The 14,275-nt window shown below is 40.1% G+C and carries 13 protein-coding genes and 1 pseudogene; 9 read left to right on the forward strand and 5 right to left on the reverse strand.

Annotated elements, in window-relative coordinates:
• The first annotated feature begins 75 nt into the window (after positions 1-75).
• Positions 76-201, forward strand: coding sequence for a photosystem I reaction center subunit VIII (locus SLP02_RS15230; RefSeq protein WP_319421538.1), 126 nt, complete (start codon positions 76-78; stop codon positions 199-201).
• Positions 202-295: 94 nt separating this feature from the next.
• On the opposite strand, the pseudogene SLP02_RS15235 reads toward SLP02_RS15230, so the two are convergent.
• Positions 296-1,472: pseudogene (locus SLP02_RS15235) on the reverse strand (MFS transporter).
• A gap of 46 nt (positions 1,473-1,518) precedes the next feature.
• On the reverse strand, positions 1,519-2,337 hold the full coding sequence (locus SLP02_RS15245) for an EI24 domain-containing protein (RefSeq protein WP_319421541.1): 819 nt from the start codon (positions 2,335-2,337) through the stop codon (positions 1,519-1,521).
• 267 nt (positions 2,338-2,604) lie between these two features.
• Here SLP02_RS15245 and SLP02_RS15250 point away from each other — a divergent pair, with 267 nt between their 5' ends.
• From SLP02_RS15250 to SLP02_RS15270, 5 genes are all read left to right on the forward strand, one after another.
• The gene (locus tag SLP02_RS15250) at positions 2,605-3,828 is read left to right on the forward strand and encodes a glycosyltransferase family 4 protein (RefSeq protein WP_319421542.1); all 1,224 of its coding nucleotides are present in this window, start codon (positions 2,605-2,607) and stop codon (positions 3,826-3,828) included.
• Between the two features lie 29 nt (positions 3,829-3,857).
• Positions 3,858-5,063: an FAD-dependent monooxygenase gene (locus SLP02_RS15255; RefSeq protein WP_319421543.1), complete on the forward strand. Its 1,206-nt coding sequence runs from the start codon at positions 3,858-3,860 to the stop codon at positions 5,061-5,063.
• Positions 5,064-5,548: 485 nt separating this feature from the next.
• Positions 5,549-7,027 carry an ammonium transporter gene (locus SLP02_RS15260; RefSeq protein WP_319421544.1) on the forward strand — a complete coding sequence of 493 codons (1,479 nt, stop codon included), beginning with the start codon at positions 5,549-5,551 and terminating at the stop codon, positions 7,025-7,027.
• 600 nt (positions 7,028-7,627) lie between these two features.
• The gene (locus tag SLP02_RS15265) at positions 7,628-8,803 is read left to right on the forward strand and encodes a glycosyltransferase family 4 protein (protein ID WP_319421545.1); all 1,176 of its coding nucleotides are present in this window, start codon (positions 7,628-7,630) and stop codon (positions 8,801-8,803) included.
• 134 nt (positions 8,804-8,937) lie between these two features.
• Entirely contained in the window at positions 8,938-9,807 is an 870-nt protein-coding gene (locus SLP02_RS15270; RefSeq protein ID WP_319423690.1) for a glycosyltransferase, read from the forward strand.
• Here SLP02_RS15270 and SLP02_RS15275 read toward each other — a convergent pair.
• The 3 genes from SLP02_RS15275 to glp form a co-directional block, all read right to left on the reverse strand.
• The gene (locus SLP02_RS15275; protein ID WP_319421546.1) at positions 9,804-10,646 is read right to left on the reverse strand and encodes a glycosyltransferase family 2 protein; all 843 of its coding nucleotides are present in this window, start codon (positions 10,644-10,646) and stop codon (positions 9,804-9,806) included. The genes SLP02_RS15270 and SLP02_RS15275 overlap by 4 nt on opposite strands.
• Positions 10,647-10,711: 65 nt before the next feature.
• Positions 10,712-11,344: a HEAT repeat domain-containing protein gene (locus SLP02_RS15280; RefSeq protein WP_319421547.1), complete on the reverse strand. Its 633-nt coding sequence runs from the start codon at positions 11,342-11,344 to the stop codon at positions 10,712-10,714.
• 408 nt (positions 11,345-11,752) lie between these two features.
• Positions 11,753-12,979, reverse strand: coding sequence for a molybdopterin molybdotransferase MoeA (glp, locus tag SLP02_RS15285; RefSeq protein ID WP_319421548.1), 1,227 nt, complete (start codon positions 12,977-12,979; stop codon positions 11,753-11,755).
• Between the two features lie 195 nt (positions 12,980-13,174).
• On the opposite strand from glp, the gene SLP02_RS15290 reads away from it, so the two are divergent.
• From SLP02_RS15290 to rpsR, 3 genes are all read left to right on the forward strand, one after another.
• The gene (locus SLP02_RS15290) at positions 13,175-13,720 is read left to right on the forward strand and encodes an RDD family protein (protein ID WP_319421549.1); all 546 of its coding nucleotides are present in this window, start codon (positions 13,175-13,177) and stop codon (positions 13,718-13,720) included.
• Positions 13,721-13,822: 102 nt separating this feature from the next.
• Positions 13,823-14,017: a 50S ribosomal protein L33 gene (rpmG, locus tag SLP02_RS15295; protein WP_319421550.1), complete on the forward strand. Its 195-nt coding sequence runs from the start codon at positions 13,823-13,825 to the stop codon at positions 14,015-14,017.
• Between the two features lie 40 nt (positions 14,018-14,057).
• Complete coding sequence (gene rpsR / locus SLP02_RS15300; RefSeq protein ID WP_413467209.1) at positions 14,058-14,273, forward strand: 30S ribosomal protein S18; 216 nt, start codon at positions 14,058-14,060, stop codon at positions 14,271-14,273.
• Positions 14,274-14,275: the final 2 nt, after the last annotated feature.

Below are 14,275 nucleotides of genomic sequence, written 5' to 3' on the forward strand. Positions count from 1 at the left end.
TAACTAAACCTATTGGGGTAAGCCTTAGCAGTAATATCCATGTTGTTAACGTTTTCTAAAATAGGAAAGTAAACTATGATTGGCGATTATGCAGCTTCCTGGTTACCTGTGGCTATGGTACCCCTCGTGGGCATTGTAAGTGCAGCAGTTTCTATGGCTCTTCTCTTCATTTATATTGAAGGCGAAACCCAAACAAAATAATTCTGCAAAACTGATATCTTAAGTAATCTTACTTTTGCTTATCAAAAGTTGATACTCTGCTTATTTTGGCGGGGTATTTTTTTGAAGTTATAGATTATCTGACTGTTATTAATAGTAAAGCGATCGCGATTAAAGCAAAGATACTCCCACAGACAAAAGTTGCTTGAGGGCTGATATTTTGCCACAAACTTCCTGCAATTAGGTTAGCTGGTAAAAGTGCAATTCCCGTAGCCAAGTTGATTCCGCCAAAAGCCGTACCCCTTAAATTGGCGGGAACTCTATCGGCTACAAAAGCCAATAAGACACCCTGACTCATGCCCTGATGAAGTCCATACAAGCCAAACAACAGCCAAACTTGCCAAGTATGATTGACAAAGGCAAAGCCAAGATAGGTTAAGGCATATAATAATATTCCGTTACTGAATAAACCAATGCGACCAATGCGATCGGATAATAAACCTACGGGATAAGCACTGAGAGAATAGGCTATATTCATAACCACCAAAGTAAGCGGTATGAGGTTAGCAGCAATACCAATTTGCTCCGCTCGTAATAATAAAAAAGCATCACTGGAGTTGCCTAAATTAAATAATAATGCCACTAGCATCAGCAACCAATAGTTTTTATCCAAGCTGCTCAATGATGCCCAGTTTAAGGGATTATTCCGCTGTTGAGTAACCGCAAATTTTGGTTCTTTGATCCCTTTTGCCAAGAGAGCTACAGCTAAAATTCCAGGTAGAACAGCCAACCAAAACACCAGTCGGAAATTTTGCCCAGATGCAGACATTAAGCCGAAAGCAGCTAAAGGACCTAAAAATGCGCCAATAGTATCAAGGGATTGACGAAAACCATAAGCAGCACCACGACTAGCTATATCAGTAGCATCTGCAACTAGAGCATCGCGAGGCGCAACCCGAATTGCTTTGCCCAGGCGATCGCTCCTAACGAGCAACTAAAACCCAAGTTGGATTAATTGCCACGGCAAACAAAGGTTTGACCAGGGTTGATAATCCATAACCTGCTATAGCCAAAGTTTTACGCTTTCCTAGATAATCACTTAAAGCACCAGAAAAGACTTTTAGAATAGAAGCAGTAGATTCGGCAATTCCTTCAATTGAACCGACAGTGACTAGATTTGCGCCTAAAGAAGAAACTAGAAACAAAGGAAGTACCGAATGAATCATCTCAGTACTTATATCTGTCAATAGACTAACGAATCCTAAAACCCAAACATTATCAGGAATGTTAGGTGAAATTTTGAATTTCAAAATATCTATTGGTTTAATAATTAGTCCATTCAGTATAAATCTAAAATCATTACCTTACGGTTGCTTTAAGGCGATCGCAAATAAATAATGTTCCTGAAGCAACACACAAAGGAATAGTAATTAAGTTCAGTAAAGGAATACTAATTAAGCCCAAACAGACTAAGCCAAAGCTACCGCTAGCAGGTAAACTTTTGAAGACAATACCTAGCTTTTGGCGAAAACTCAGTCTTCTTCTTTCTAAACAGGAATCCAAAAAATCTAGACAAACAATAGTAGTAGTTAAGGTAAGTGAACCAATACTAGAAACGACAGTACCTACTCCAGGAAAAAAGTTGATTAATAATAAAGGAATACCCACTAAAGCAATTAAAACTAGCTTTTTTAATTCATATAAAATTGCTCTAGCTAAATCACCTGCTATATTTAATTCAATCAGTTCAACCTTGCCCGTGAGTGTTTTTTCCAACTGTTCTGATAGTTGACCATACCAAGGTGCGCCCAACAATACGCCAAATTGCGTCAATAAGAAGCCTGTAGCAATTAATAAAACAACAATTATTAGTAAACGGACAATTATAATAAAACCAGCCACCAGATAAGTCAGAAACCCTAACCATTGAGGCAAATTAGTAACTAATTGATTTAGCCAAAGAGTAAGATCTGCTTGGACATCATTGACAATCTGTAGTCCAAAAAAAAGTAGACCGCTATACAAGGCGATCGCAACTATAATATTGACGACGATGGGAATAACAATATATTTAATCAGGCGGGGATTTTTAATAAAAGTTATCAGGGCTTTAAAAGGATAAGTAGCACCATTAAGAGTTCCAAATCCGCCTAATATTCTTTTTATTGTCTTGAGCATTTAAATTAACATCGACTAATATAGTAATCCTCATTTTAATAAAGTATGATTTAAAGCCTTAATTATGTTGGTTAATGAATAGAATTCTTGTACAAATCATTGTTGGCTACCCAACTAAGAGGTAAAAATAGTGAACAGTTTAGTTTATTTACGCAAAAAGTCTAGTAGGCGTGGACAGAAATTGACGAACCATATATATAACCCAAAACCTTGACGATATCTAACTTACTACTTACTACTTCCTACTCCCTAAGTGAGTAATGGTTTATGAATATTCTCATTCTCTGCTCTACTTTTCCTTATCCACCAGCTAAAGGCAGAAAACAGCTAAGAACATTTCATTTGTTGCAATATCTTTATAGTCGCCATCAAGTTACCTTAGTGACTCGTCGCAGTGCAGAAGTTACCGATCATGAGGTAGAAAGTATACAAAAACAGGTAAAAGAGCTAGTTACTTTTCCTGTAACCAAAAATGTTGAACCTTTAAAACTGCTCGATAAAGCCAAACGTTTGGGAGTATTTATCCAGCAGCGAACACCACCTGAAGTTTTAGACAATTATTCTCCTGAGATGGCAGAGTGGATCAATCAAGCTGTTGCTCAAAATCAGTTTGAAGCGATCGCCTGCGAAGACAACAGCGATGAGATTTATGTTGACCCAAAGTGGCACAAACAGCTAGGAGTAGTCTTAAATCTGCACTTTTCAGAATACGGTAAATACAAACAGCAACTAGCAACAGGAGACTCTAATAACGAAATTAAAGATCAAATTAATTTAGGATTGCAAAAACGCTATGAACAAAGCTATTTAGAAAAATTTAGCCAGATTGTGACAGTAACAAGCAAAGATAAACGTATTGTGCGTCAGTTAGAGTCAGAATGTTCAGTAACCATGATTCCTAACGGCGTTGATTTAGACAAGTTTCCCTATCGAATTACCAACCAAGGAGGACAAAAAATTGTCTTTGTGGGTATGATGGATAGCCCTGTAAATATCGATGCAGCCCGTTTTTTGGCACTAGAAGTATTTCCCGCCATTCGCCAACGCTATCCTGAAGCTGTCTTAGAATTGGTGGGGGCAAATCCCGTAGCAGAGATTCTAGAATTGAAAAACTTACCAGCAATACTTGTAACGGGTGAAGTTAGCTCTGTTGTAGAATATCTGCATTGGGCAACTGTCTGCGTAATTCCCATTCGTCAGGGATATGGCTTGAGAAACCGTACTTTAGAAGCAATGGCAGCGGGAGTTCCCGTGGTGGGGAGCGATCGCGCTTTGGCAGAGTTTAAGGTTGATGGGGCAACTGTTCCCCTAAGAGCTATGCGGGCTAATACTTTAGAAGAATATATTTATGCTATTGGTCGTTTGTTTTCTGAACCTAAGCTACGAGAAAAGCTATCGGTAAATGCGCGATCGCTAGTTAAACAGGAATACACTTGGGATAAGATAGGACAAAAATACGAACAGGTTTTAATTAATGCTAGTAATCAGTAAGGGCGAACGGCCGTTCGCCCATACAGTATATGTCACAGGTTGTAATTGTTGGGGCAGGTCCGATTGGGGCGACGATGGCACTGCTATTGAGCAAAAAGGGAATTGCAGTCAAATTGGTTGAAGCCTCTCGTGATTTTAAGCGGTTGTTTCGCGGAGAAGGCTTAATGCCGAGTGGGTTAGATGCCCTAGAACAAATGGATTTATTAGGGCTTTTAGCAGAAGTTCCCCATCGAGCGATCGATGCCTGGGAATTTTTATTATCTGGTCGAACTTTATTTCGAGTTGATGAACCAATAGAAAAAAATGGTAAACACTACACTACCGTTGTTTCTCAGCCTCATTTACTCGCTGCAATTATTGAGCAAGCAGAAACATATCCTCAGTTTGAATTTATTCAAGGCGAACCTGTTGGGGATCTTTTATTTTCTTCAGACAGGGTTTCTGGAGTTAAACTGGCTTCAGGTCAAGAAATAACCGCTGATTTAGTTATTGCGGGAGATGGGCGTAATTCTGTAATTAGGAAAAAAGCGGGCTTAAAATTAACTAAGCTGCAAAATAATTTAGATATTCTCTGGTTTAAGTTGGATTCTGGTGTTTTCGCAAAATCAGCCAATATTTTTTATTCAATCTTGCAAGGACGTGAGGGGTTTGGTTTGTTTCGGGCTTCATCAGGTCAATTTCATATAGGTTGGGGATTGCACGCTGATGATAATTATGATTGGCAACAGGTAGACTGGGGTGAAAAATTAGCAGCCACTTCACCTCCTTGGTTAGCAGAACATATCGTGAAACACCGAGAGAGTTTGACCAAGCCTATGTTATTGTCTGTTGTTGTCGGACGTTGCGATCGCTGGTCAATACCTGGCTTACTTTTATTAGGAGATGCGGTTCATCCCATGTCCCCCATCCGCGCTCAGGGTATTAATATGGCGTTTCGAGACGTGATTGTCGCTGTTAACCATTTAGTCCCTCTATTGACTCAATCATCAGCCGATTTAAGCAAAATTGATGCAGCACTACCTCAGATTCAGCTAGAAAGAGAACCTGAAATTATACGGATTCAAAAGCTACAGGCGCAAGAAATTGCCCAAGCTGAATTACTCCACAATTATGCCTTTCTGCGTTGGGGTGCGAAAACTTTTGCACCGATCATTCGTCCAGGCATCCGCGCATCTTGGCTAAGAAGACAAAAGCAACTACGTCAGGGTGTAACTAAAGTCTGTTTAGTTGTTTAGTGACAAATTCTCTCTTTTTCAATGTAATGTCCTAACCTATCATTCAGAGGATTGCTATATCAATCAATAGTCATAGAAAATATTTATCAACAAACTACAAAAGTATTTATTTAGACAGATGTAGGCACTAAGCTAAATAAAACCAAAACCGAACCTGTCTTACCAGGATTCTATTTACCGCAATTATTAGTATCGCCAGATGAGGCAAAAGATTCGATATTGACAAAGTTGAGTGAGTTTTTAGCTAAATGTACCAGTGGTGACGATCTAGGGTTGCGCTTGCGAGGGAGAAGCGAGTTAGTAGCAATTTTGACTTTTTACTCTAGCAATTATTGTCATAATTCGATCGTAAAGTTAATAGCTTTTAAAGACTTCGCAGCGCCTTTTAGCTAAGTGATTTTCTAGATTAAGCGTAATTTTGGTATTTTTTATACTTAGCAATAGCTGAATAATAGTGAAAACTAAAATCTCTTCGAGTTTCAAACATGGCAATAAAAAGCAAAAATAGAGTGTGGCAACGCTTGCTGGCACTGGCAATCGGCTCAATGTTCCTTAGTGCGATCGCCCCAACAATTGTCCAGGCGCAGGCACCACCCACCCTTGAATCATTAGCGAATACTACCTCTGGGCTTCAGGTTTCCATCGATACTGTTTGGGTTTTACTAGCAGGCTTTTTGGTCTTCTTCATGCAGACTGGCTTTGCCATGTTAGAGGCAGGCTTTATCCGCCAGCGAGGCGTAGTTAACGCCTTGACGGAGAACTTTATAGACGCTGGACTCACCGCTTTAGTGTTTTGGGCAGTCGGCTTTGGTATTGCTTTTGGCAGCAGTGCTGGTGGAATCATTGGCACAAGCCACTTCTTCCTGAGCGACGCACTTACTTTGAGCGGAACTGGTGTCAGCTACGCTACTGGAGCTGATGGCTCTGACACAAGCCTCAATACCTATACCCTGTTCTTTTTTCAGTTTGCCTTCGCTGCCACTGCCAGCACCATTACCACAGGCGCACTAGCTGAACGGACAGACTTTGTTGGCGACCTGATTTACAGCGTCGTTATTGGGGCGATCGGCTATCCAATTATCGCCCACTGGGTATGGAACAGCGGCGGCTGGCTATCTAGTCTCGGCTACCACGACTTCGCTGGCAGTTCTGTTGTTCACCTTGTTGGCGGTACATATGCCTTAATCGGTGCTTATTTGCTTGGACCGCGTCCCAATCGTTCTGCCTGGGGTCAGACTCCGCCACCACATAATCTAGGCTTGGCAACCTTGGGTACGTTAATTTTGTGGTTCGGCTGGTACGGCTTTAACCCTGGCTCGTCTCTAGGTATGGACACTCCTGGACTAGTTGCCTTGATAACAGTTAACACAACTCTGGCATCGGCAGCTGGGGCAGTGGCGGCGCTATTCTTCCAGTATTTTCGCTCGCATAAATGGGAACTGTCTTACTGTCTCAACGGTGCGCTAGGAGGACTGGTTGGGATTACGGCTGGCTGTGCATACGTTTTGCCCTGGGCTTCAGTCTTGATTGGCTTAACGGCAGGAGTGCTAGTCATCATCTCGATGAACATTATAGAGGCAGCTAGAATTGACGACGCAGTGGGGGCATTCTCTGTCCACGGTGTCTGCGGCATGATGGGGACTTTAGCAGTCGGCTTTCTAGCTCAGCGACAATTAACCTCAAATCAAACGGCGGGGCTGTTGCTAGGTGGCGGCTTTAAGCTACTTTGGGTACAGTTTCTCGGTGTTGTTTCAATTGCAGTTTTTACTGTCGCCTTTGCCTTTCTCATGTTCGGTGCGCTTAAGGCGGTGGGTCGCTTGCGCGTCCATCCCGATGCTGATGAAATTGGCATCGATGCCTACGAACACGGTGCCTCTATTTGGCCCGATGTCCACTCGATTGAAGAGCAGCTTAGCGACAAACAAGAGGATCGCGATCGCACTGCAAAAATTGCGAACAAATGATTAGAGTGAGCGAATTCAGGTCGTACTGAGATTGATGTTGCCCAATAAGCAGCGGATTTGCCAAACCACAGCGTAACCTGAAAAATCGTTTAATGTTTCGGGCGCGATCGGCTCTTAGTTCGTAAACGCTCAATTGTTAAAACTATTATTGACCAATTCAAGAAGCTCTCTCAGATTAAACACTCGCCCGTCAGTTTTGGCGTAAATATTTGGTGTAGCTTGATTGCACACTGTGAGGGCGACCCCCCAAAGGGCTATCAACCGAAGAAACCTTTCGATTTAGAGAAAGATTTGGCACAATATGCCTAACCCGAACTCAGGTTTAGCTAAAACTGCTACTTTATTAATTAAGAATACTCATAAATTCGGCAATGTCTTGATTAATTAAAATCAGCACATTAGCAAGCTATCAAAATAGTTTTAAGAATTTTTCCTACAATAGTTTGGACAAAATTGTGATGATGCAGAAGCTTTAGTCCAAACTATTGCCATGTATTAAAATACCTATTTTTTGTTTATGCCTCTTTGATGAAAATATAGCTCCCTTAGCTTATTAATTGCTCTGTAATTGTCGATTAATTTTTCGTAGCTTAAATCAAAATGAAAATAGCAGTTTTAGGGCATCGTCGATTTCCAATCAAAGAGCCGTTTGCTGGCGGTATTGAACGTTTCACCCATACCATCGTCACAGAATTAGCCAAAAAAGGCTGTCAAGTCACTTTGTTTGCTCATCCAGAAAGCGATCGCCGTCTTAATCTATCCCTGGAGCCAATTTTAGATACTTCTTTTTGTTTAAACCATGAAGAGGAATCTCATGAGGCTTATCTGAACATCATGGACTATCTCAGTACTGAAGACTTTGATTTGGTACACGATAATTCTCTAAACTACTTCCCGATAATTCTAGAAGATCGTCTATCTGCGCCTTTAGTAACCACCTTACATACTCCTCCCTTTTCCCGTCTGTTGAGTGCTATTCGTTATCGTGAAAGGAAAAAGCGGGGTCACTATATTTCTATTTCTGAGTTTAACACCAAACTGTGGGGTTTAGATAGCGATCGCCTAGAAACAATTCACAATGGCGTGGACACAAAGGTATTTGGTTATTTACCTTTCTATCATCAAAACTGTGCTGTCTGGACAGGAAGAATAATCCCCGATAAAGGTACTCATCTGGCTATCGAAGCTGCCCAAAAAGCGAAAATCCAGTTAATTATCGCTGGAAAAATTGGCGATCGAGAATATTTTGCTACCAAAATTGCACCTCACCTGGGCAAGGGAATTGAGTATGTAGGACATTTAAAAGAAGAAGAGTTAGTGCCTTTATTGCAGTCAGCAGCAATGACTTTATGTACTCCCGTATGGTCTGAACCTTTTGGCTTGGTAGTTATCGAAAGTCTTGCCTGCGGTACTCCTGTGGTGGCATTCGATCGTGGTGCCATGTCTGAGATTTTAGATTGTCAAACAGGTATTTTAGTTCCTCCTAACGATACCGATGCTATGGCAGAGGCGATGAAGCAGGTAAAACGTTTATCTCGCTACTCTTGCAGAAAGCTAGCTTTAGAACGGTTTAGCCTAGAAACCATGATTGATAAATACATTCAGGCTTTTGAGCGAATTATTAACCGACACAAAGAAAAATCATGCACATTGGGTATTACATACACCTCCACGGCAGAGGACACGCTCAACGAGCCAAAGCGATCGCTCAAAACTTCAATTTCCCCATTACCTTCATCGGCACTGGAGTTAGTCAACAAAACTGGGAGGGAGTAAGCAATTACCAGCTACTAGATTTACCTCCAGATAAGGTAGAGTATGTTCCTGACTTGCCAATTAATCAAGACTGTCAAACTTATTCTTTTCATTACGCTCCCTATTATAGTGATGCCTATCGGCAAAGGGCAGTTATGCTAAGTGAATGGGTGGGCAAAACTAATCCCACGGCGGTAATTGTCGATGTGTCGGCCGAAATAACCCAGTATTTGAGGTTTTTGGGTGTACCCGTAATTGCCGTGCGTCAACATGGCGATCGCACTGACTACCCTCATCTTGCAGGTTATGACGCAGCCTATAAATTGTTTGCTCCCTATCCTGAAGTTTTAGAATTTGAAGGTATACCTAATTGGATTCGAGCCAAAACTATATATTCTCCTGGTTTTTCTCGATATTCACAGCGAACAATCACAAAATCTGCTGCTAGAGAATCACTAAATATATCTCCCCAACAGAAGGTGGCTTTGGTGCTAAATGGCAAAGGCGGTAGCAGACATTCTCTGGCTGATATTACTGCTGCTGCGCTAGCTACACCAGCATTGCTATGGTTAATAGTGGGCAAAGTTAAACATGATTCTGATGTTTTACCTGACAACGTTTCTGTTGTGGGGTGGTGCGAGGATACCTATATTTATCTTAAAGCTGCCGATGTAGCGATCGCTTCTGGGGGTCATAATACCGTCATGGAAATTGGGACAGCGAAAATACCTTTCTTGTGTATTCCTGAAGCTAGACCTTTTAACGAACAGGTAATTAAAGCTCAACTATTAGAAAAGCTAAGTTTATGTTCGATGACAGAAGCTTTTCCCTGTAGTGATTCGATAGCCTTTACTCTAGAGAATTTAAACACAATCGATATTGATAGATGGGATCGGATCATGGCTGTTGACGGTGCAGCACAAGCAGCTAAAGCAATTAAATCTGAAGTGAAATTGTTAGCTAATTATTTAAACGTTTGTAATTTTGAAAACCACCAAGTTAACACAACTACCTATCAACTTTAGTGATTTTTTAAACAAGTCTGTATTTCTGTTTCTGTAGGATATTTAATAATTTCTATTTGATTATCTTGTAGGCTAATATATCCCATCTCAGCAAACTGATTGAGCCATTTTTTCATTGGTAATATTTGCCATTTACGATAAAAAAACTGAGCATTACTGACTATTTCCTCTAGATGATTTAATGGAGGAGTATAGGATGGATGAAACTGATGATAGGCTAAAGCACTTATTTTATATAAGGGTATATGTTGCGATCGCATTCTGAAAGCAAAGTCAGTATCTTCACCTCCATAGCCACGATATCCTGTATCAAAACCACCAAGATCAAAAAAGGTTTTCTTTTTGATGCCAAAACATAAAGACCAAAACAATTCGTAAGGATGCAATGCTTTATTCTTCTTAGTAACTTCTTTTCTCTGTAGTTTGTGTGGTGCAGACTGTTTTTCTAAAGTATTATACGTCCATTGTTCTTGTTGCCAACCTGAAGCCAAATAACGAACCGAACCTTGGTATAGTGCATCTTCTTTTTCTAAATGATGATTAAAAACCTCAATTAAATTAGGATGGCTAATACAATCTATATCAAGAAAAACCAACTTGTCCCCTTTAGCAATTTCTGCGGATTTATTTCTAGCTGCTGCTAAAGGTAGAAAATTATTATTTGTATTAATAGCTGCTGTCTTGATCGGAAAAGTTGCTAGTAATTTGGGAAGTTCGTCGTTCATGGTAACTATTACTAGTTCATTGAATAAAGCTGTAGAATTAGTTAATCCTTTGATTAAATTTTTTAAGTGTAATTTTCTGTTGGCATAAATAGTACATACAGAAATATTATTCATTTTTATAAAAGCCGTCAGCAATTAATAATTAGCTGTTAACTGTTGTTTTTTACAATATATTTATATTAGATACAATTGATTGACAGCGCATACTCGACCCTAGCGCGAATAGCTGCTTCTGGTTCACTATCAATCAATTTCTGAAAGGCGATCGCAATTTCTGAGAGCAATTCTGGTTGACTTTGGGACAAGGTATTACTTAAAGCCTCTAAACCCACTACCGCAGCGTAGCGCACTACCCACTCGCCATCTTCTGTAGCTAGAAGTAGAGTTTTAAGCACCTTTTGTTGGGCGGGGATAGCCTGACTCTCAGGCAGCTTTGACCAGAGAATGCTGCCTAAGCCTTTGGCTGCTGCACGACGCACGCTTTGAGAAAAATCTGAAATTGCAGCCTCTAGTAATAAATCTAAAGCAGCAGGATCGCCAATACCTGCAAAGACTCTAGTTGCCCAAGCCCTTGCACCATAATTATATCCATCCAGGTTTTTGAGTAAATAAGGAACTACAGGTTCGCCAATTTGAATTAAACCATCTACCGCAGCCACTGCTGCACCAGGGTTATTGAACCCTAAAACTTCTACTAAAGTGGGTATAGCAGCGTGATCGCCTACTTCGGCTAAGTTTTCGACAGTTTCTAAGAGTAAATCGGCTGAGTCGGCTTTATTTACCGCATTAATTAGTTGATGAACATCGGACATTGGCAAATTAAGGCTGATTGAAATTTTAAAATCTGAGATCTAAGGAATAATTTTACTATTTTGAGTGTACTAAGTATATCAAGGCGATTTTAGTCACAACATTAAAAACTAAAACGCATAAATATAGAACATCCAATCTATAAATATATACTGACTTTCATAATAAATTTATAAATAGCGATGTGTCCTCGCGTTAAATCCCGCCCTAAAAAGTGATTACACTAAATGCCAAAATGGTTACAAATATCAGGCATTCTCGGCATTTTTTCAAAAAAGAACTCATAAGAAACTTTTCTTTGTTATTAATTAGTACATTTTTATATTTCCCTTAATTAATTGGAGAATTAACAACCTTTGGTATTAAAATAATCCTCAAAGAAATATCTATCGAGTCCGAATATTTTTTGCTCAGTTTATTAACATAACTTTTACTTCATTCCCTTTACCAATGAACCTTTGATCGATAGGCGCGATCGCCAGACCATTAGTCTGTGCCAAATTAATTAAGTTACCTGAACTATGGCTACCACCAGCTAAAGCAAATTCATATTTACCATTTACTAAATGTAATTGTCCCCAGAGATAGGTTTCTCGTTTGCCAGCAGCTTTTAAATCGTGCCGGGTAATAGCATCAACAAACTTAGGTTGATAGTTATTTTGTCCTGATAGTTTTTTTAGTGCAGGTTGGACAAAACGCCAGCAGCTAACTAAAGCCGAGACAGGATTACCTGGAATGCCAAAATAGAGACAGTTATTATCATCAAAGGTGGCTACAGTTAGAGGCTTACCTGGTTTAACCGCTACGCTGCGGATATGTAGTGTTCCGCCTAATTCTGCCAAAATACGGTCAACATAGTCATAATCGCCAACGGATACGCCTCCAGTGGATAAAACTATATCTGCTGATTCTATAGCTTGAGCGATCGCGCTTTTCAAAGCCTCTGGCTGATCTGGCACAATACCTAACTTGATAGGAATACCACCATTACTTGCCACAAAGCTTGCTAAGGCATACTGATTAGAATCTACAATTTGTCCTGGTTGCAGAGTTTGTTCGGGGGTGACTAACTCATCTCCAGTAGATAATATTGCTACGCGGGGACGACGATAAACCGATAACTTTGTACATTGTGCAGTAGCTAATACGGCAATTTCGGCTGCGCCAATTTTAATTCCCGCTTCTAATATTGGTGTCCCAGCTTGATAAAAAGCTCCCTTGTGTCGCACAAACTCTTGAGGTTCGGGTGCAGCTAAGATAGTAACTTTATCCGCTTCTCTTTGGGTATTTTCTTGAATTACAATAGTATCAGTTCCTTGAGGCAGCATTGCGCCAGTAAAGATACGAGCAGCCTGTCCTGGCTTGATATCTACTTCAGGGCGATCGCCCGCAGCAATTTCGGTAATAACATCTAAGTGTACAGGATTCTTTTCATCACAAGTTTTCACATCTTCATAACGCACTGCATAGCCGTCCATTGCCGAATTATCCCAGTGAGGAAAATCTAATTTCCCGACAATAGGTTTAGCTATAGTTCTTCCCTGAGCATTTTCCAAAGTAACCGTTTCACTATCATGTTCAGTTAGAACCTGAACTAAATTGAGAATAATATCTTCAGCTTCTTTAACAAGCAACATAAAACAATAAAGCTTAGAGTCCCAAAGGACTTGTGTGCATGGAGTCGGCAAAACAATACAATTGAAAGAGGAATACCGACTGGACATCTGTGCAGCTTCCTCTAGTTCAAACTTAAGCAAATTATAGCAATGAGCAACATACAGATAGAATCAGACCTTAAAGAAATCCTTAATAAAAACAAACTATCTTAAATCATGTACGACGATTATCGACTTGATAAACCTGATTATAAAAAATATCCTAAAGTTCCCATAGTTAGACGAGTATGGGCATTTGCGAGCGACTTTCTGAGCATTTGGTTTATAAGCTCCTTTTTTGCCTCTAATCTGTATGTTCAGTGGCTGGTATTTTTACCCCTTTGGTTGATTATGCGAGTGCTGATCGTGGAAAAAAATAAAGGTCAAAGCTTGGGCAAATGGGCATTTGATATCAAAGTCATCGATCCGCGCTTTAATCGAGTCCCCGATTTGATGAGCTTATTAAAACGAGAGATAATGGTAGGTGTGTTTGCAGCTTTGGCGATCGCAGGATTACAAAATTTTACGAATGGTTTGTCTGTATTGCTTCTGCTTAGTCCTTTGGCGATAGATTGCTCTATATCCTTACTAGATGAAGAGGCGAACTTAGCTGGGCATGACCGAGTGGCACAGACTTTTATGGTACAAACAGAAAGAGGTTTTTCCTTAGACTTAAGACTTAAAAAAATATTTGGTCAAATTCAGCGTAGTATGCGAAAATAGTAAGCTGCGTGTCAATACCGCGATTAGAGATGCTTTCTAACCGTTGGTCAGTATATAAGTAGACATAAAAATATATAGATAGATAATCCCTGAGCAAAAATCATGGCAAGCAAGAAAGGCGTTCGGATAGTTATTACTTTAGAATGCACGGAGTGTCGCACCAATACCAATAAGCGATCGCCTGGTGTATCTAGATATACCACAACCAAAAACCGTCGCAACACTACAGGCAGAATGGAATTGAAAAAATTCTGTACTCATTGCAACACCCACACTGTTCATAAAGAAATTAAGTAATTTCTTGAACTAAATCAACTGAATAACTTATTGAATCATCATGGCATATTATCGTAAACGTCTTTCCCCCATTAAACCTAGCGATCCTATCGATTATAAGGACATAGAATTGCTGCGTAAATTTATCACTGAAAGAGGCAAAATTTTGCCCCGTCGGATCACTGGTTTGACTGCACAACAGCAAAGAGATTTAACTGTGGCGGTAAAAAGAGCCAGAGCGATCGCTTTATTACCTTTTGTAAATGCAGAAGCTTAAAT

It is taken from the genome of Pleurocapsa sp. FMAR1, from assembly GCF_963665995.1.
Lineage (GTDB): Bacteria > Cyanobacteriota > Cyanobacteriia > Cyanobacteriales > Xenococcaceae > Waterburya.